The organism is Arthrobacter sp. CAN_A2, assembly GCF_015752045.1.
Taxonomy (GTDB): domain Bacteria; phylum Actinomycetota; class Actinomycetes; order Actinomycetales; family Micrococcaceae; genus Arthrobacter_D.
Genome location: NZ_JADOUS010000004.1, coordinates 26,004 through 43,890 on the forward strand (window position 1 = coordinate 26,004; position 17,887 = coordinate 43,890).

Genomic DNA, 17,887 nt, shown 5'->3' on the forward strand with positions numbered 1-17,887 from the left:
ACCATGGCCATGCGCACGGAGCAGGGAACGCACCTCGCCGGACCGGTCCTCGTCATCGGGGCCGGGCTGCTGGGTGCCAGCATCGGGCTGGGCCTGAGGGCCCGCGGGCTCGATGTCGTCCTGTCCGACAGCTCGCCCTCCACCGAGGCCGTCGCCCGCGACATCGGAGCCGGCCGGCTCCTCGCGGAGCTGCAGGACGCGGGGGAGCAGCTGGCCCCGGAGCTCGTCGTCGTCGCGACGCCTCCCGACGTCACCGCGCGGGTCGTGGCGGCCGCGCTCCGGGACTACCCGGACGCCGTCGTCATGGACATCTGCAGCGTGAAGGAAGCGATCCTGCGCGAGCTCGAAGCCACCCCCGGTGCCGCACCGCACCTCTCGCGCTATGTCGGGACGCATCCGATGGCGGGCCGCGAGACCTCCGGACCCGTCGCGGCGCGTGCCGAGCTGTTCACCGGTGCGCCCTGGGTGCTCTGCGGGGCGGACAGCTCCGCGGAGGCCGTCCTGTGCGCCGAACGGCTCGCCGTGGACCTCGGGGCCGTGCCCGCGCGGATGTCCGTCGAGGAGCACGACCAGGCCGTGGCGCTCATCTCCCACCTCCCGCAGGTGGTGTCCTCGCTCGTCGCGAGCAGGCTGCAGGATTCGCCCGTGCAGGCGCTCTCGCTCGCGGGCAACGGCCTGCGGGACGTGACGCGCATCGCGGCGAGCGACCCGCGCCTGTGGGTGCAGATCCTCGCCGCGAACGCCGGCCGCCTCGTCGAGATCCTCTACGGCGTGCGCGAGGACCTGAACCGCCTGATCAGCACCCTCGAGGATCCTACGGGCGGCGGTTCCCGCCTCGACATGGCCCAGCTGATGTCCGAGGGGAACGCCGGCCAGGCGCGTGTGCCCGGCAAGCACGGGACGCCGCCGAACTCCTTCGCGCGCCTGACCGTGCTCGTCGACGACGTGCCCGGGCAGATCGCGAAACTCCTGACGGAGATCGGGCTCACCGGCATCAATGTCGAGGATTTCCGCCTCGAACACTCTCCCGGGCGCCAGGTGGGGCTCGCCGAGCTGTCGGTCATCCCGGGCAAACGACAAGAACTCACGGAGTCCCTGACGCAACGGGGCTGGAAGGTAGTGCAGTGATGCAGGTTTCAGCAGTCCAGGCGCCCACCGCTCCCGAGGCGACGGGCGAATCCGCACCGGCCGGCCCGTATTCGGGCTTCCGGCTCGGGAAATCCCTCGTCGTCGCGATCGACGGGCCCTCCGGCTCCGGGAAGTCGAGCGTCAGCAGGGAAGTCGCCCGACGGCTCCGCGCCGCGTACCTCGACACCGGGGCGATGTACCGGGCCGTCACCCTCCACTGCGTCTCGCAGGGGATCGACCTCGAGGACAGCGCCGCGGTCGAGGCGGCGGCGCGGCAGATCGAGCTGTTCATCAGCACCAGCCCGGACCGCGAGTCGGTGACCATCGAGGGCGACGACGTCACGGCCGCCATCCGCGAGCCCGACGTCTCGTCCGCGGTGAGCGCCGTCGCGACGACCATGGGCGCCAGGGCCGAGCTGATCCGGCGCCAGCGCGCCCTGATCGCGGGTGCCGGCCACCGCATCGTCGCCGAGGGGCGCGACATCACCACCGTCGTCGCCCCCGACGCCGAGGTGCGCATCCTCCTCACCGCGAGCGAGGAGGCGCGCCTGCGCCGCCGCGGGGACCAGCTCGGCGGCACCCAGTCCGACGCGCAGCTGAAGCGACAGGTCACCGAGCGGGACGCCCGGGACTCGGCCGTCGTCAACTTCCAGCAGGCGGCGGACGGGGTCGTGACGCTCGACTCCTCGGACCTCGACTTCGAGCAGACCGTGACCGCGGTCCTCGGCATCGTGCGCACGGTGGCGCACTGACCGTCCCGCAACGGGACACCACCGCAAGCTCCCGGGCGCGAGCCCACCAGGATTGCCGTCGGGAGACGGTGAACACCAACCGAAGGAAATACCAGATGAGCGAGAACCTTTCGCCGGACGAGCAGGGCGCCGGAGCCGACGAGGACTACGAGCCGAGCGGCGAGGACCAGGTCGGCGCAGTGCTCGACACCCTCGACGACGCCGAGGCCGAGCAGCGCGCCGCCTCCCTCCGCGCGGGCCTCGAGGACTACGAGCTCGACGACGAGGACGCCGCACTCCTGAACCGCGAAGACGAGGATTTCGACGACGAGGCGGAGGGCCGGCTCAACCCCGTGCTCGCCATCGTCGGCCGTCCGAACGTCGGCAAGTCCACGTTGGTCAACCGCATCCTCGGCCGCCGCGAGGCCGTCGTCGAGGACACGCCCGGCGTGACCCGTGACCGCGTCTCCTACCCGGCCCAGTGGTCCGGACGGAACTTCACCCTCGTGGACACGGGCGGTTGGGAGCAGGACGCCAAGGGCATCGCCGCGCGCGTCGCCGACCAGGCGGAGATCGCCGTCGACATGGCGGACGCCGTCCTGTTCGTCGTCGACGCCACCGTCGGCGCCACCGCGACCGACGAGGCCGTGGTGCGGATGCTGCGCCGCAAGAACAGGCCCGTCATCCTCGTGGCCAACAAGGTGGACGACATCCAGAACGAGGCCGACGCCTCGGCGCTGTGGGGGCTCGGCTTCGGACAGCCCTGGCCGGTGTCCGCGCTCCACGGCCGCGGCACCGCCGACATGCTCGACCAGGTCAACGAGATCCTCCCGGAGTTCTCCGAGCACGGCGGCATCGAGCGCTCGGGCGGCCCCCGGCGCATCGCGCTGATCGGCCGGCCCAACGTGGGCAAGTCCTCGCTGCTGAACAAGCTCGCGGGCACCGACCGCGTGGTCGTCGACCCGCTGGCCGGGACCACGCGCGACCCCGTGGACGAGATGATCGAGCTCGGCGGGCGGACCTGGCGCTTCGTGGACACCGCGGGCATCCGCCGCCGCGTCCACATGCAGCAGGGCGCCGACTTCTATGCCTCCCTGCGCACCCAGTCCGCACTGGAGAAGGCCGAGGTGGCCGTCGTGCTCCTCGCCGTCGACGAGGTGCTCAGCGAGCAGGACATCCGCATCCTGAACCTCGCGATCGAATCCGGACGGTCGATCGTGCTGGCGTTCAACAAGTGGGACCTGCTCGACGACGAGCGACGCCGCTACCTCGAGCGCGAGATCGAGCAGGACCTGGCCCACGTGGACTGGGCCCCGCGCGTGAACATCTCGGCGCTCACCGGGTGGCACAAGGACCGCCTGGTGCCCGCGCTCGACATCGCCCTCGAATCCTGGGACCGCCGCATCCCCACGGGCCGCCTCAATGCGTTCCTCGGCGAACTCGTGGCCGCCCACCCGCACCCCGTGCGTGGCGGGAAGCAGCCACGCATCCTCTTCGGGACGCAGGCCTCGAGCCGCCCGCCGAGGTTCGTGCTGTTCACCACCGGGTTCCTGGACCCCGGCTACCGCCGCTTCATCACGCGCCGCCTGCGCGAGACGTTCGGCTTCGACGGCACGCCCATCGAGGTCAGCATGCGCGTCCGCGAGAAGCGCAGCCGCAAGCGCTGACCCCTCCGGCGGTGTGCGGCTCCGCCCGGAGAATGCTGTATCGTTATCCGAGTGGTTTGGCCTGCTGAGCAGGCCGTTCGGGATGTGGCGCAGCTTGGTAGCGCACTTGACTGGGGGTCAAGGGGTCGCAGGTTCAAATCCTGTCATCCCGACCATGAGATGTCCTCGGACATCGTCCACGGAACGCCTTCCCTCGGGAGGGCGTTTCGTGTTTTCCGGGTCCCTCAGGGACTCTCGGCCCTAGGCCGACCCCGCTCCGGGGGCGAGTATCGACGGATGAAGAGCGACCAGCCACCCGCCGTCGCCGGAGGGGCACGCCCGGAGGCGGCCCCGGCCCGCACCAACGACACACCGTCAGGTCGGCGGCCGGGTTCGGGCCTCCTGCAGGAGCCCCCTGGGCCCACGGTCGTCCTGCGGCCCGGGGCAGCGTACGGTCTGTCCGCCGCACTGGGAGCGGTCACGCTGCTCGCGGCCTCCGCGTCCTTCTTCCTTCCCGGGGTGCTGCAGGGGCCTGCCGTGACGCGGGGGACCGTCCGCGGCACCGCGCTGGTGATGATGGTCCTCGCCGTCCCGCTGCTCTTCGCCGCGATGTCCGTCGCGTCGAGGAACTCCGCCCGGGCCCTCGTGGTGTGGCTGGGAGTGGTGGCCTACATCGTCTACCAGGCCGTGCTGTTCCTGTTCGGCACCCCCTTCAACGCCCTGTTCCCCGTCTATGTGGCGATGCTGTCGCTCGCGCTCTGGTCCGCGGCGGCGCTGATGTGGCAGATCGATCTGGCGGGGTTCGATGCCCGCTTCGACGAGCGCCTGCCGGCACGTGGCCTGGCGGCCTACGCGTGCGTGATGGCCGCCCTCAACGCGCTGGTCTGGCTGCGGACGATCGTCCCCGCGATCCTCAGCGATTCACCGCCCGCTTTCCTGGACGGGTCGGGCATGACCACCAACCCGGTCTTCGTGCAGGATCTCGCCGTCTGGCTTCCGCTGCTGATGGTCGCCTCGTGGTGGCTGGTCAGGGCCCGCCCGCTCGGTCGGCTCATCGTCGGCGCGCTGCTCGTCATGCTGGTGATCGAGGGCATCGGCGTCGCCGCCGACCAGTGGTTCGGTGCGGTCGCGGACCCGGGTACGCCCTTCGCTTCGATGTCGGCCGTCCCCCTGTTCGCCGCCCTCGTCGTGATCGGCATGGTGCCGCTCCTCGTCTATCTCCGCCACCTGGACGCGGATCGCGGGAAGGCGTCCGGTTCCTTGCGGCACGCATGACCACGACCACGGGACCGCGGCTGGCCCCCGTCGACGAGGCGAACCTCGTCCTGGACCACGCCGGGCAGGTGAACGTCTTCCTCGTCGCCGGTCTGCTCGGGACGGGCGGGTTCGTGGGCGACGGCGTCCCCGACCTGACCGTGCTGCGCACCGCCGTGGGCGAGCGGATCTCCGCGGTGCCACGGCTGCGCCGTTTCGCGGTGCGGGATGGCCGCCGACACCGGTGGGCGGAGGCGGCGCCGGATCTGGACCAGCACATCCGCCTGGTGGACGCCGTGGCGGGACGGGCCGGGCTCGAGCGCCTGTGCGGGGAGCTGATGGGTGTGCCGCTGCCGCAGCACCGCCCGCTGTGGGAACTGTTGCTGGTGCCTGGGGCGGGCGCCGTGGGGGTGGGGATGGTGCTCCGCGTCCACCATGCGTTGGCCGATGGCCTCGGGGCGGTGTCCATCGTGCAGCAGCTCTTCGATCCGGACGACGGAGCCGCGACGCGGACCGTGCCGCCCCCGCCAGCTGCGACAGCCGGCGGCAAGCCGGACCTGCGCGGTGTCCTCGGCCGGGGCGCCGCGGGCTGGCGCCGCATCCGGATGACCCTCGGCGGCCGCGAGGTGGGGCCCACCATGCTCCTCGGCGAGCGCAGCCCGCGCCGCGGTGTCGCCTTCCTCGACGCCGATCTCCCCGCCCTCGGGGCGCATGCGCGATCCGTGGGTGCCACGGTGAACGACGCCCTGCTCTCCGCGGCGGCGTCCGGCTACCTGGCCGCCCTCGCGGCTGCCGGTGAAGACGTCCCTGACAGCCTGCCCGTGTCGGTCCCGGTGGCGCTGCAGCGTCGCGGACCGTCGGGCAATCACGTGGGGGTCATGCTCGTACTCCTGCCGCTCGGCGAAGCCGATCCGGCGGACCGCCTGCGGCTCATCGCCGCCCGGACGCGCTCCGAGAAGGTGCCGGCGCGACAGCAGGGCACACTCGAGTTCATGCGCGGACCCATCGGTGCCCGGATCCTGGACCGGGTGGGGCGCAGCCAGCACCTGGTGGCCGGTTTCGTGACCGACGTCCCAGGTCCGGCCGGGGCTCTCCGGCTCGCCGGCGCGCCGGTGACGGCGCTCTGGCCCGTCGGGGTCCTCGCGGCGAATGTCCGGCTCGGGGTCGCCGCGCTCTCCCACGACGGCCCGCTGCGCTGCAGTGTCCACTTCGACGCGGCGTGGGTGCCCGGGGTCCCGTTCTCCCGCGGGATGGGGGAGGAGCTGGCCCGGCTCGAAGGGCGGCCGACCGCCCCGGGTGACCGGGACCGCCGCCTGCCGCCGGATCACTCCTGACGGGTCGTCACCGGGACGAGCGTCAGCGCCCAGTCGCGGGCACGCTGCTGCTCTCCCCTCAGGAGGTGGCTGTCGGAGTCGACCAGGAAGTCCTCGTGCGCGTCGACGGCGATGTCGCGATGGTGGAGCCTCCGCCTGATCGCGGCGGTGGCATCGCCGGCGAAGATGCGGGGGAAGTCCGCCCGCGTCGAGAACGCTGCGAAGCGGGGTCCCGGTGCGGACGGACTCATGCGCTCCAGCCATTCCCTGATCCCGGACCGCAGGGCGTCCGCCTCGAGCGTCAGATCCCGGTCCGCGTCGTCGGCCCAGGCGGCCGCCTCCGTCCGCGACGACGCCTGCGGGAGCGTGTGCGCGTGGGTCGGCGCGCCGACGACGACGAGGCCGTACCCGGACAGGTCCGTCGGGGCGTCGGCGGCAGTGGTCACCGTGACGCCCGAGCCGGATGGTCGGAGGGCCTCAGCGACGGCCTCGGCGATCATGCGGGTGTTGCCGAACATCGATTCGTACACGATCAGCGTGTTCATCTCCGGTACCTTCCGTCGGTCTGCGCAGAAAAGTCTCCACCGGCGGCCGGGACACCATAAGGGTCGAACGTCCCGTGGCAGCGCTGATCCGGGGGTCCGACACCCTGCCGGCAGGCGTCATCCCCACGGGATGAGAGGCGCGTCACGGCGTCGCGCGTTGTGCCTATACTCGACCAGTACTTGTACCGGGCGGCGCTTCCAGCCGCCGCTGCTGCACCCCGCGTCCGAAAGGCAACCATGAGCAACATCCCAGACGGCCTCTACTACACCGCGGAGCACGAGTGGGTCAGTGAGCCGGCCGTCGACGGCACGGTCCGCGTCGGCATCACCGATTTCGCGCAGGACGCGCTCGGGGACGTCGTCTATGTACAGATGCCCGAGGCCGGGACCGGCGTCACCGGGTCGGACGTCATCGGCGAGGTGGAGTCCACCAAGAGCGTCAGCGACATCTACGCCCCGGTCACCGGTGAGGTCGTGGCGCGCAACGAGGCGCTCGACGACGATCCCGCCCTGATCAACTCCGACCCCTACGGCGAGGGCTGGCTGCTGGAGATCAAGGTCGCGGACCCCGCGGTCGTCCAGGGCCTGCTGAGTTCGGCCGACTACTCGCAGCAGGTAGGCTAGATCCACCTCGCAAAGGCAGGGACGGTATGGCCGGCGTCACGCCCGTCTTCCGTGCAGTAGGTGGAGGAAGGACCATGGTGCCCGACGTGAATCCAGCCGGAAACGGAGAAGAGCCGAACATGACGTCTCCCGAGACAACGACGATCGGCCTGCCCCCGCAGGTCGCGGTGACCGAACTGGAACGGCTCCTGACCCGCGAGGAGCAGGCGTCCGTCGCGGCGCTGCCCGCGGGCTCGGCGCTGCTGATCGCCCACTCCGGCCCCAACGCCGGTGCACGGTTCCTGCTGGACGAGGACGTCACGAAGGCCGGCCGCCATCCGAACGCCGACATCTTCCTCGACGACGTGACGGTGTCACGCCAGCACGCCGAGTTCCGCCGTTCCGGGAACGGGTTCATGGTCGTCGACACACGCAGCCTCAACGGCACGTACGTCAACAACGACCGCGTCGACAGTGTGGCACTGCGCAACGGCAACGAGGTGCAGATCGGCAAGTTCCGCCTGACCTTCTATGCAGCCCGCACCGTCCCCAGCCAGGGCGGCCAGCACACGACAGCGCAGGCGTAGTCCGCTTCATGCCTGTCTCCCAACCCGCCCGCCGTCCGGCCGGCGTCGTCACCGGTTCCTCCGGCGGCGGCGTCCTCAACATCGGTGAGGTCCTGCGTGAGCTCGCCGAGGAGTTCCCCCAGGTCACGGCGTCGAAGATCCGGTTCCTCGAGGAGAAGGGCCTGATCACGCCGCAGCGCACGCGGGCCGGATACCGGAAGTACGCGGCGCACGACGTCGAGCGCCTCCGGTTCGTACTCGCCCTCCAGCGCGACCAGTACCTTCCGCTCAAGGTGATCAAGGACTACGTCGACGCGATCGATCGCGGCGAGCGGCCGGAGTCGCTGCCCGGCGGGATGACCCTCTCACCGCGCGTCGTCTCCGACCAGCTCTCCCGCGAACTGCAGGGGCACGCGCGACGGCTCACCGCGGAGACCCTCGCCGCGGAGGCGGGGGCGCCGCGCAGGCTGGTCGACGACCTCGTGAGCTTCGGCCTGATCACAGCCGTCGACAACCGTTTCGACGAGCACGCCCTGAAGATCACGAAGGCCTGCCTGCAGCTCGAGGGCCACGGCATCGAACCCCGCCACCTGCGGCCCTTCCGTGCCGCCGCGGACCGCGAGCTGGGGCTCGTCGAGAGCGTCGTCGCTCCCATGGCCTCGCGCAGGGATGTAGCCTCGAAGGCCCGCGCCGCGGAGACCGCACGCGAGATCAGTGAACTCTGCCTCGGCCTCCACAGCGCCCTGGTGCACAGCCACATAGCCCGGATGGACAGTTAGGCGGCTTCCCGTGATCGAAGTAGAAGTGGTCGGCGTGCGGATCGAGCTGCCGTCCAACCAGCCTCTGGTCCTCCTGCGCGAGACTGCGGGGGAGCGGCATCTGCCCATCTGGATCGGAGCCCCCGAGGCCAGCGCCATCGCCTTCGTGCAGCAGGGGATCGTCCCGCCCCGCCCCATGACGCACGACCTGCTGGTCGACGTCGTCGCCGCGGCGGGGAAGCGGATCAGGGAAGTGCGCATCACCTCGGTGGAGGACACGGTCTACCACGCGGAGCTCGTGTTCGATGACGGCGTGACGGTCGGCTCACGTGCGTCGGACGCGCTGGCCATCGCGCTGCGCGTGCCGTGTCCCATCTTCTGCGCCGACGAGGTGCTGGCCGTGGCCGGCGTCGAGATCGCGGAGGCGGAGGGTGAGGATTCCGCTGACGGCGGCACGGAGGAGACGGCCGAGAAGGAGGTCCTCCAGTTCCGCGAGTTCCTCGCCGATGTGGAGCCCGAGGACTTCGAACGGTGAGCACCCCGGATCGTGGGACCGGTCGTTCCGGCGGCTTTCCGTGGGCCGCCGACGACACGCTGATTCTTGAGGGTCCTCGTCTTTGACCTTGGTCCTCCCGCGATCTAACGTCGAAGAATACAGTTCCCATTGCGCGTGCGCGGGGCCCGGGGCACACTTGAGTGCACATCCCGAGGTTCCGCCCGGTCAGCAGACGTCCCGGGGAACCCGACGAGGAGGCAACACGTGAGTCCGAAGGGTGACGCCGGCAAGGCAGCCAGCCCATCAGGCACCGGTGTCCCGGCGAGCGCTCAGGGCTTACTCTTCACGGAAGACCTCCCCGTCCTCGACGAGGACGCCGGGTATCGCGGTCCCACCGCCTGCAAGGCCGCAGGGATCACCTACCGCCAGCTCGATTACTGGGCGCGGACCGGACTCGTCGAACCGGCCGTCCGCGGCGCATCCGGCTCGGGCACGCAGCGCCTCTACGGTTTCCGCGACATCCTCGTCCTCAAGGTGGTCAAGCGCCTGCTGGACACCGGTGTATCACTCCAGCAGATCCGCACCGCCGTCGAGCACCTCCGCGAGCGCGGGGTCGAGGACCTCGCCCAGATCACCCTCATGAGCGACGGCGCGAGCGTCTACGAATGCACCTCCGCGGACGAGGTCATCGACCTCGTCCAGGGCGGGCAGGGAGTCTTCGGCATCGCCGTCGGTCGCGTGTGGCGCGAGGTCGAGGGAAGCCTCGCGGCCCTGCCCAGCGAGCATGTGGTGGACCAGGATTTCCCCGGTGACGAACTCAGCAAGCGCCGCGCCACCCGCAGGATCAGCTGACGCGCCCTATCCGGCCCTGCGGACGGCGTCGCCCATGATCCCCGTCTGACCGCGTGGGACGCGGTGTCGACCCGGTCTACCGCCGAGCGGTCCGGCTGCGCATCCGGCCAGGATCCACGACGTTGGTGAGGAGCTCGTCGAAATAGCCCGCCGCCTGCTGCGCGGACTCGCCGGGCCAGTGGTGCACCGAGTGGGCGGCGCCCTGGATCTGCTGCCAGTTGGCCTGCTCCGGCATGGTGGGACTCAACAGCAGGTCACCGAACATCTGCCGCATCTCGCCGAGGCGGAACGCGTGCTCGTGGGAGGTCGAGCGGACCCGGTTCGCGAGGATGCCCGCGGTCTGCAGGCCCGGCGCGAATTCGCGGCGGAACAGCTCGAGGGCGCGCATCGTGCGCTCCGTGCCCGCCACGGAGAAGAGGCCGGGTTCAGCCACGAGGAGCACCTTGCTGCTCGCCGTCCATGCCATGCGGGTCAGGCCGTTCAGCGACGGCGGGCAGTCGATCAGGACGAGGCTGTAGCCCTCGACCCGCGACAGCAGCGAGGACAGGCGCCGCTGGTCGCGGCGTCCGAGGTCCGGCCGGTCGTAGATGCCCGAGTAGGCCGACCCCATCGCCACGTCGAGGGTCGCCTTCCGGGCGCCCGGCTGCTTCGCGGCTGTCGCCACCCAGCCACTGGGGACGGTGTGGGCGCCGAGATCGGCGCGCCGTGCGTCCTTCAGCAGGCGCCCGATGTCGGTCTGACCCGAGGGCCTGACGCCGAGGCCCGTGGTCGCATCGGCGTGCGGGTCGAGATCGACGACGAGGGTGGGGATCCCGGCCGCCAGGGCGGCCGACGCGAGCCCCAGGGTCATCGACGTCTTGCCGACGCCGCCTTTGAGGCTGCTGATGCTCACTACCTGCACGTGTGGAACCCATACCTATCCCTGGCCGCGACGGGCGGCCCGATGTCCTTGTGATCCCGTCCATCATAGGGTGGCGCGGCTTGCCGCCCGGACGGTGCCGTCCGTCGCCGCGCCGGGCGGTCCCCGCGCGTCGCCCGTCCACATGGCGGCACCGTCATGGACCGGCGCGGCCCCACGGGTAGGATCGAGCCAGCCTGAAGGACCCGACCGGCAAGGATGCAGGAGTGCGATGTTCTCGAAAATTCTGGTAGCTAACCGTGGCGAGATCGCCATCCGCGCTTTTCGGGCCGGGCACGAGGTGGGGGCGAAGACCGTGGCCGTCTTCCCCTACGAGGACAGGAACTCGATCCACCGCCAGAAGGCCGATGAGGCGTACCTCATCGGTGAGGAGGGCCACCCGGTCCGGGCATACCTGGACATCGAGGAGATCATCCGCGTGGCCCGGGAGTCCGGCTGCGACGCCATCTACCCCGGGTACGGCTTCCTGTCCGAGAATCCCGGCCTCGCCCGGGCCGCGGCCGAGGCGGGGATCACGTTCGTGGGACCGCCGGCCGATGTGCTGGAGCTCGCCGGGAACAAGGTCAAGGCCCTCGACGCCGCCCGCGCGGCCGGCATCCCGGTCCTCGCGTCGTCCCGTCCGAGTGCCGACGTCGCGGAACTGATCGCGGCGGCGGAGGAGATCGGGTTCCCGGTCTTCGCGAAGGCGGTGGCCGGTGGCGGCGGTCGCGGGATGCGCCGGGTGGACACGCGCGAGGCGCTGCCCGAGGCGCTGGAGGCCGCGATGCGCGAGGCCGAATCCGCGTTCGGGGACGCCACCATGTTCCTGGAGCAGGCAGTCCTCCGCCCGCGCCACATCGAGGTGCAGATCCTCGCGGACGCCGAGGGCAACGTGATGCACCTGTTCGAACGCGACTGCTCCCTCCAGCGACGGCACCAGAAGGTCATCGAGATCGCGCCCGCCCCGAACCTGGACGAGTCGATCCGCCAGGCGCTGCATCGCGACGCCGTGAAGTTCGCGACCGCGCTGGGCTATGTGAACGCCGGAACGGTCGAGTTCCTCGTGGACACGGTCGGGGAACGGGCGGGCCAGCACGTGTTCATCGAGATGAACCCGCGCATCCAGGTCGAACACACGGTCACCGAGGAGGTGACCGACGTCGACCTCGTCCAGTCCCAGCTGCGGATCGCCGCGGGGGAGACCCTCGCGGACCTCGGCCTGAGCCAGGACACCGTGACCCTGCGCGGGGCGGCCCTGCAGAGCCGCATCACCACGGAGGATCCCGCGAACGGGTTCCGGCCCGACGTCGGCAGGATCTCCGCCTACCGGTCGGCCGGCGGCGCCGGGGTGAGGCTCGACGGCGGCACCGTCTACGCGGGTGCCGAGATCAGCCCTCACTTCGACTCGATGCTCGTCAAGCTCACCTGCAGGGGCCGGGACTACCCCTCGGCCGTCACCCGGGCGCGGCGGGCACTCGCGGAGTTCCGCGTCCGAGGCGTGTCGACGAACATCTCCTTCCTGCAGGCCGTCCTGGACGACCCGGACTTCATCGCGGGCAACGTGGCGACGTCGTTCATCGACGAACGCCCCGAACTCCTGACGGCGCGGGTGCCCGCCGACCGCGGCACCAAGCTGCTCACCTGGCTCGCCGACGTGACCGTCAACCAGCCCAACGGCGCCCGGCCGGCGCACCTCGACCCGAGGGTGAAGCTGCCGCCGCTCCCCGAGGACCGGAGTGCAGCCGAGGCCGACGCACCGCCGGCCGGGAGCCGGCAGCGGCTGCTCGAGCTCGGTCCGGAGGGTTTCGCCCGGCAGCTGCGGGAGCAGACCGCCGTCGCTGTCACGGACACCACGTTCCGCGACGCCCACCAGTCCCTGCTCGCCACCCGTGTCCGGACCCGCGACCTCGTCGCGGCCGGCGCGAGCGTGTCCCGGCTGACCCCCGGGCTGCTGTCGGTGGAGGCCTGGGGCGGGGCCACCTACGACGTCGCACTCCGCTTCCTCGGCGAGGATCCGTGGGAGCGCCTGGACGCGCTGCGCCGCGAGGTCCCGAACATCTGCCTCCAGATGCTGCTGCGCGGGCGGAACACCGTCGGTTACACGCCGTACCCCGAGGCGGTGACGACGGCGTTCGTGCAGGAGGCCGCGGCGTCAGGGATCGACATCTTCCGGATCTTCGACGCCCTGAACGACGTCACGCAGATGGAGCCCGCCATCCGGGCGGTCCGTGCGACCGGGACGGCGATCGCGGAGGTGGCCCTCTGCTACACCTCCGACATGCTCGACCCGGCGGAGAAGCTGTACACGCTGGAGTACTACCTCGACCTCGCGCAGAGGATGGTCGACGCCGGCGCCCACATCCTGGCCATCAAGGACATGGCCGGGCTGCTCCGCCCGGCCGCCGCCACGCGTCTCGTGACCGCCCTGCGGGAGCGCTTCGACCTGCCCGTCCACCTGCACACCCACGACACCGCCGGTGGCCAGCTCGCCACGCTCCTCGCGGCCGTGCACGCCGGGGTGGACGCCGTCGACGTCGCCAGCGCCGCCCTGGCCGGGACGACGAGCCAGCCCTCGGCGTCCGCCCTCGTCGCTGCCCTGGCCCACACGCCCCGGGACACCGGCCTGGACCTCGACGCGGTCTGCTCGCTGGAACCCTACTGGGAGGCCGTGCGCCGCATGTACGCGCCGTTCGAATCCGGGCTGCCCGGGCCCACCGGCCGCGTCTACCGCCACGAGATCCCCGGCGGCCAGCTGTCCAACCTGAAGCAGCAGGCCATCGCGCTCGGCCTGGGCGAGAGGTTCGAGGCGATCGAGGACATGTACACCGCGGCCGACCGCATCCTCGGCCGGCTCGTGAAGGTGACACCGTCCTCCAAGGTCGTGGGAGACCTCGCGCTGGCCCTGGTGGGCCGGGACGCGGATCCCGCCGAGTTCGAGGAGAACCCCCAGGCCTTCGACATCCCGGACTCGGTCATCGGGTTCCTCAACGGGGAGCTCGGCAACCCGCCCGGCGGCTGGCCGGAGCCCTTCCGCACCAAGGCCCTGCAGGGCCGCGAGTTCAAGCCGCGCGACGTCGACCTCACCGCCGACGACGAGGCGAAGCTCGCCGGTTCCTCGTCGGAGCGCCGGTCCGCGCTGAACACGCTGCTGTTCGCCGGGCCGACGAAGGACTTCAGGGCCACGCGCGACACCTACGGGGACGTGTCCCTCCTGGGCACGGCCGACTACCTCTACGGACTCCAGCCCAACACCGAGCACATCATCGAGCTCGAGAAGGGCGTCCGCCTCATCGCCACCCTCGAAGCGGTCTCGGAGCCCGACGAGAAGGGCATGCGGACCGTCATGTGCACGCTCAACGGCCAGATGCGGCCGGTCAGCGTGCGGGACAGGAGTATCCGCAGCGACGTCGTGGCCGCGGAGAAGGCCGACCCGGGAACGCCGGGCCAGATCGCCGCCCCGTTCGCCGGGTCCGTCACCATCGCGCGTGCCGAAGGGGACAGTGTCGCCGCGGGAGACACGGTCGCGACCATCGAGGCCATGAAGATGGAGGCGAGCATCACCACCCCCGTGGCAGGCACGGTCCAGCGGGTCGCCTTCTCCGGCCCCGCGCCCGCGCAGGGCGGCGATCTCCTGCTCGTGGTCTCGGCGTCCTGAGCGGGGCGGCGGGCCCCGACCGGGCTCGCGGCCCCGCCGCCGGCATCCCGACCGGGCTCGCGGCCCCGCCGCCGAGCCGCCGGCATCCCGTCCGCCGCTAGACTGCGGGTGTGACCCATTACGACCTCGCGATCATCGGCTCCGGCTCGGGCAACACCCTCATCTCCCCGGAATGGGACGACCGCAAGGTGGTGCTCGTGGAGGGCGGGACCTTCGGCGGCACATGCCTCAACGTGGGCTGCATCCCCACGAAGATGTTCGTCTATCCCGCCGGGCTGGCCTCTGCGCCCTCGCACTCCTCGCGCCTCGGCGTGGACCTCTCCCTGGACGGGGTGCGCTGGTCGGACATCAGGGACCGCATCTTCACCCGGATCGACGCCATCTCGGAGGGCGGGCGCACGTATCGCGCGGAGGAACTCGCGAATGTCACCCTCATCGAGGAGTACGTCCGGCTGACGGGGGAGAAGTCCTTCGAGACGCCCGGCGGGGACGTCATCACGGCCGACCAGCTGGTCCTGGCCACCGGTTCGCGTGCCGCGCTCCCGGACATCCCGGGCATCACCCTGCCCCAGGTGCACACCTCGGACTCCGTGATGCGCCTCGAGGAGCAGCCGCGGCGCCTGCTCATCATCGGCGGGGGCTACATCGCGGCGGAGTTCGCGCACGTGTTCGGCTCGTTCGGCACGCGCGTGACCCTCGCGGTGCGCTCCGCCGGCATGCTCCGCCACCTCGACGAGACCGTGTCCGAGTCCTTCACCGCGCAGGCCGCGCACCAGTGGGACCTTCGATTGGACACCGATGTCACGGCCATCGCCGCGAACGACGACGGCAGCGTCACGGCCCGGCTCAGCGGTCCGGCCGGGCCCGCCGAGCTCGAGGTCGACGCCGTGCTCGTGGCCATCGGCCGCACGCCGAACACCGACCGCCTGGGGGCATCCGAGGCGGGCCTCGACCTGCACGACGACGGCCGCCTCGCCGTCGACGAATTCCAGCGGGTCCTGCGCAACGGGACGCCGGTGGACGGACTATGGTCCCTCGGCGATGTGAGCAGCCCCTACCAGCTCAAGCACGTCGCGAACCACGAGGCGAAGATCGTCGCCCACAACCTGCTCCATCCCGAGGCGCTGCGGGCGAGCGACCACCGGTTCGTGCCCGCCGCGGTGTTCTCCCACCCGCAGGCGGCGTCCGTCGGCATGACGGAGGGGCAGGCCCTCACGTACGCCGAGGCCGAAGGGACGGCCGTCGTCACGGCCGTGCAGCACTACGGCTCGACCGCCTACGGGTGGGCGATGGAGGACTCGCTCGGCTTCGCGAAGATCATCGCCGAGCGGCACACCGGACGCATCCTCGGCGCCCATATCCTCGGTCATGAGGCGTCCATGATCATCCAGCCGCTCGTCCAGGCGATGTCCTTCGGACTGGACGCGCACACGATGGCGCGGGGCCAGTACTGGATCCACCCGGCCCTCACCGAGGTGGTCGAGAACGCGCTGCTGCATCTGGCGATCGACTGACCCGGGGGTCCCGCCGCCCACGGAGGGGGACCCCCGCTCCGGTCAGACAGTGGTCGTCGTGTAGATGGACTCCACCACGTCCGAGTAGTCCTTGAGGACCTGGGCGCGCTTGATCTTCAGGGACGGCGTCAGATGGCCCGTGGTCTCGGTGAAGTCGGTCGTCACGATCCGGAACACCTTGATGGCCTCCGCCCGCGACACGGTCGAGTTGGCCTGGTCCACCAGTACCTGGATCTCCGCCAGGACCTTCGGGTGCGCCGCGGCGTCCGCCGTCGTGGTGCCGGCCGGCAACTGGTGCCGGTCCAGCCAGCCCGGGAGGGCTTCCTCGTCGATCGTGATGAGGGCCGAGATGAAGGGCCGTGCGTCCCCGACGACGACGCACTGGGAGACCAGGGCGTTGGCGCGGATCGCGTCCTCGAGCAGCGCCGGGATCACGTTCTTCCCGCTGGCCGTCACGATGATCTCCTTCTTGCGGCCCGTGATCCGGAGGAAGCCGTCGTCGTCGAGCTCGCCGATGTCGCCGGTGCGGAACCATCCGTCGAGGAAGGCCTCCGCGGTCAGGTCCGGGCGGTTGTAGTACCCCTTCATGACGCAGACGCCCTTCGCGAGGATCTCGCCGTCGTCCGCGATCTTCACCGCGTTGCCCGGGAGGGGGGCGCCCACGGTGCCGATCTTGATCCGCTTCGGGGTGTTCACCGTGATGGGGGCGGTGGTCTCCGTCAGGCCGTAGCCCTCGAGCACCATGAGCCCGATGCCGTGGAAGAAGTGCCCGAGGCGGTCTCCCAGGGGCGCCCCGCCGGACACCGCGTGCTGCACGCGGCCGCCCATGGCCGTGCGGATCTTGCCGTAGAGCAGCCTGTCGAAGACCGCGTGCTTGACCCTGAGGGCCAGGGGGATCTTCCCGGCCTGCTCGGCCTTCGACCACGCGATGGCCACATCGGCACCCGCGTGGAAGATCTTGCCCTTGCCGGCGTCCTCGGCCTTGAGCATCGAGTTGTTGTAGACCTTCTCGAAGACGCGGGGCACGGCCAGGATGAACGTGGGCTGGTAGCTCTGCAGGTCGGGGAGCAGGTTCTTGACGTCGGGGGTGTGGGCCACGGTGGCTCCGGCTGCGACGCACAGTACCGAGATGAAGCGCGCGAAGACGTGGGCGAGGGGGAGGAACATGATGGTCTGGGCACCCTCGCGCGCCACCTCCGGGAGTGCTGCTGCGGCGTTCTCCGACAGCTCGACGAAGTTGCCGTGCGTCAGTTCGCAGCCCTTGGGCTTGCCCGTGGTGCCCGAGGTGTAGATGATCGTGGCGACGTCGTCGAGCCCCGCGTACGCCCGGCGGTCCGAGAGCGTCTGCTCGTCCGTCCCCACCCCGGCCGTCCGCAGCGTGTCCAGGCCTCCGCCGTCGAACTGCCAGACGTGCTGCAGGGATCCGATGCCTTCCAGTGCGACGGCCTCACGGACCACGTCCTCGTGGCGGGCCGACTCGACGAAGACTCCGACCGCGCCGGAGTCGCTGAGGATCCAGGCCACCTGCGCGGGGGAGGAGGTCTCGTAGACGGGGACGGACACCGCGCCGGCGAACCAGATCGCGAAGTCGGCCAGCGACCACTCGTACCGTGTGCGGGCCATGATGGCCACGCGGTCCCCGGCCTGGACACCGGAGGCGATCAGGCCCTTCGCGACGTCCTCGACCTGGCGGCGGAACTCGGTGGCCGAGATGTCCTCCCACTCGCCCGATGCTCCCTTGACGGCGAACAGGGCCGGATTGGACGGCTTGGTCGCCTGCCTGACCACGAGATCGGTGGTATTCGTCCGGCGGGGGACGTCGACAAGGACGGGGACGCTGATGTCGCGCACGATAGCTCCTTTGATATCACCCCACACTGAGGTGGTTTAACCCTATAGCGTTACCTGACCGAAACGCTCTCCAGTAC

At 70.9% G+C, this 17,887-nt stretch carries 15 protein-coding genes and 1 tRNA gene; 13 read left to right on the plus strand and 3 right to left on the minus strand.

Going from position 1 to position 17,887, the window contains the following annotated elements:
• Positions 1 to 3: 3 nt before the first annotated feature.
• The 6 genes from IWX63_RS06075 (at position 4) to IWX63_RS06100 (ending at position 6,093) form a co-directional block, all read left to right on the plus strand.
• On the plus strand, positions 4 to 1,128 hold the full coding sequence (locus IWX63_RS06075; RefSeq protein ID WP_199277279.1) for a prephenate dehydrogenase: 1,125 nt from the start codon (positions 4 to 6) through the stop codon (positions 1,126 to 1,128).
• Entirely contained in the window at positions 1,128 to 1,880 is a 753-nt protein-coding gene (gene cmk, locus IWX63_RS06080; RefSeq protein ID WP_199277280.1) for a (d)CMP kinase, read from the plus strand. The genes IWX63_RS06075 and cmk overlap by 1 nt, the downstream gene beginning before the upstream one ends.
• A 95-nt stretch (positions 1,881 to 1,975) precedes the next feature.
• A complete protein-coding gene (der, locus tag IWX63_RS06085) occupies positions 1,976 to 3,526 on the plus strand; it encodes a ribosome biogenesis GTPase Der (RefSeq protein WP_199277281.1) in 1,551 nt (516 codons plus the stop codon).
• A gap of 78 nt (positions 3,527 to 3,604) precedes the next feature.
• A tRNA-Pro gene (locus IWX63_RS06090) sits at positions 3,605 to 3,681 on the plus strand.
• A 121-nt stretch (positions 3,682 to 3,802) separates the two neighbouring features.
• Positions 3,803 to 4,780, plus strand: coding sequence for a hypothetical protein (locus IWX63_RS06095; protein ID WP_199277282.1), 978 nt, complete (start codon positions 3,803 to 3,805; stop codon positions 4,778 to 4,780).
• Complete coding sequence (locus IWX63_RS06100; protein WP_199277283.1) at positions 4,777 to 6,093, plus strand: wax ester/triacylglycerol synthase domain-containing protein; 1,317 nt, start codon at positions 4,777 to 4,779, stop codon at positions 6,091 to 6,093. The genes IWX63_RS06095 and IWX63_RS06100 overlap by 4 nt, the downstream gene beginning before the upstream one ends.
• Here the strand turns inward: IWX63_RS06100 and IWX63_RS06105 are convergent.
• Positions 6,084 to 6,617, minus strand: coding sequence for a flavodoxin family protein (locus IWX63_RS06105; RefSeq protein ID WP_199277284.1), 534 nt, complete (start codon positions 6,615 to 6,617; stop codon positions 6,084 to 6,086). The two genes, IWX63_RS06100 and IWX63_RS06105, sit on opposite strands and share 10 nt — an antisense overlap.
• Positions 6,618 to 6,854: 237 nt before the next feature.
• Between IWX63_RS06105 and gcvH the strand changes: the two genes are divergently transcribed.
• From gcvH to IWX63_RS06130, 5 genes are all read left to right on the plus strand, one after another.
• Positions 6,855 to 7,241 carry a glycine cleavage system protein GcvH gene (gene gcvH / locus IWX63_RS06110; protein ID WP_199277285.1) on the plus strand — a complete coding sequence of 129 codons (387 nt, stop codon included), beginning with the start codon at positions 6,855 to 6,857 and terminating at the stop codon, positions 7,239 to 7,241.
• Between the two features lie 74 nt (positions 7,242 to 7,315).
• Positions 7,316 to 7,807 carry an FHA domain-containing protein gene (locus IWX63_RS06115; RefSeq protein WP_199277286.1) on the plus strand — a complete coding sequence of 164 codons (492 nt, stop codon included), beginning with the start codon at positions 7,316 to 7,318 and terminating at the stop codon, positions 7,805 to 7,807.
• Positions 7,808 to 7,815: 8 nt separating this feature from the next.
• Positions 7,816 to 8,565 (plus strand): transcriptional regulator FtsR, encoded by a 750-nt coding sequence (gene ftsR / locus IWX63_RS06120; protein WP_199277287.1) that lies wholly within the window; start codon positions 7,816 to 7,818, stop codon positions 8,563 to 8,565.
• A gap of 10 nt (positions 8,566 to 8,575) precedes the next feature.
• Positions 8,576 to 9,079, plus strand: coding sequence for a bifunctional nuclease family protein (locus tag IWX63_RS06125; RefSeq protein ID WP_199277288.1), 504 nt, complete (start codon positions 8,576 to 8,578; stop codon positions 9,077 to 9,079).
• Between the two features lie 225 nt (positions 9,080 to 9,304).
• Positions 9,305 to 9,892: a MerR family transcriptional regulator gene (locus IWX63_RS06130; protein ID WP_199277289.1), complete on the plus strand. Its 588-nt coding sequence runs from the start codon at positions 9,305 to 9,307 to the stop codon at positions 9,890 to 9,892.
• 76 nt (positions 9,893 to 9,968) lie between these two features.
• On the opposite strand, the gene IWX63_RS06135 is transcribed toward IWX63_RS06130, so the two are convergent.
• Positions 9,969 to 10,793 (minus strand): ParA family protein, encoded by an 825-nt coding sequence (locus tag IWX63_RS06135; protein ID WP_199277290.1) that lies wholly within the window; start codon positions 10,791 to 10,793, stop codon positions 9,969 to 9,971.
• 229 nt (positions 10,794 to 11,022) lie between these two features.
• Here IWX63_RS06135 and IWX63_RS06140 point away from each other — a divergent pair, with 229 nt between their 5' ends.
• Positions 11,023 to 14,445 carry a pyruvate carboxylase gene (locus IWX63_RS06140; RefSeq protein ID WP_199277291.1) on the plus strand — a complete coding sequence of 1,141 codons (3,423 nt, stop codon included), beginning with the start codon at positions 11,023 to 11,025 and terminating at the stop codon, positions 14,443 to 14,445.
• 110 nt (positions 14,446 to 14,555) lie between these two features.
• A complete protein-coding gene (locus IWX63_RS06145; protein WP_199277292.1) occupies positions 14,556 to 15,959 on the plus strand; it encodes a mycothione reductase in 1,404 nt (467 codons plus the stop codon).
• A 42-nt stretch (positions 15,960 to 16,001) separates the two neighbouring features.
• Here the strand turns inward: IWX63_RS06145 and IWX63_RS06150 are convergent, their stop codons facing one another.
• Positions 16,002 to 17,810: an AMP-dependent synthetase/ligase gene (locus IWX63_RS06150; protein ID WP_199277293.1), complete on the minus strand. Its 1,809-nt coding sequence runs from the start codon at positions 17,808 to 17,810 to the stop codon at positions 16,002 to 16,004.
• Positions 17,811 to 17,887 lie beyond the last annotated feature (77 nt).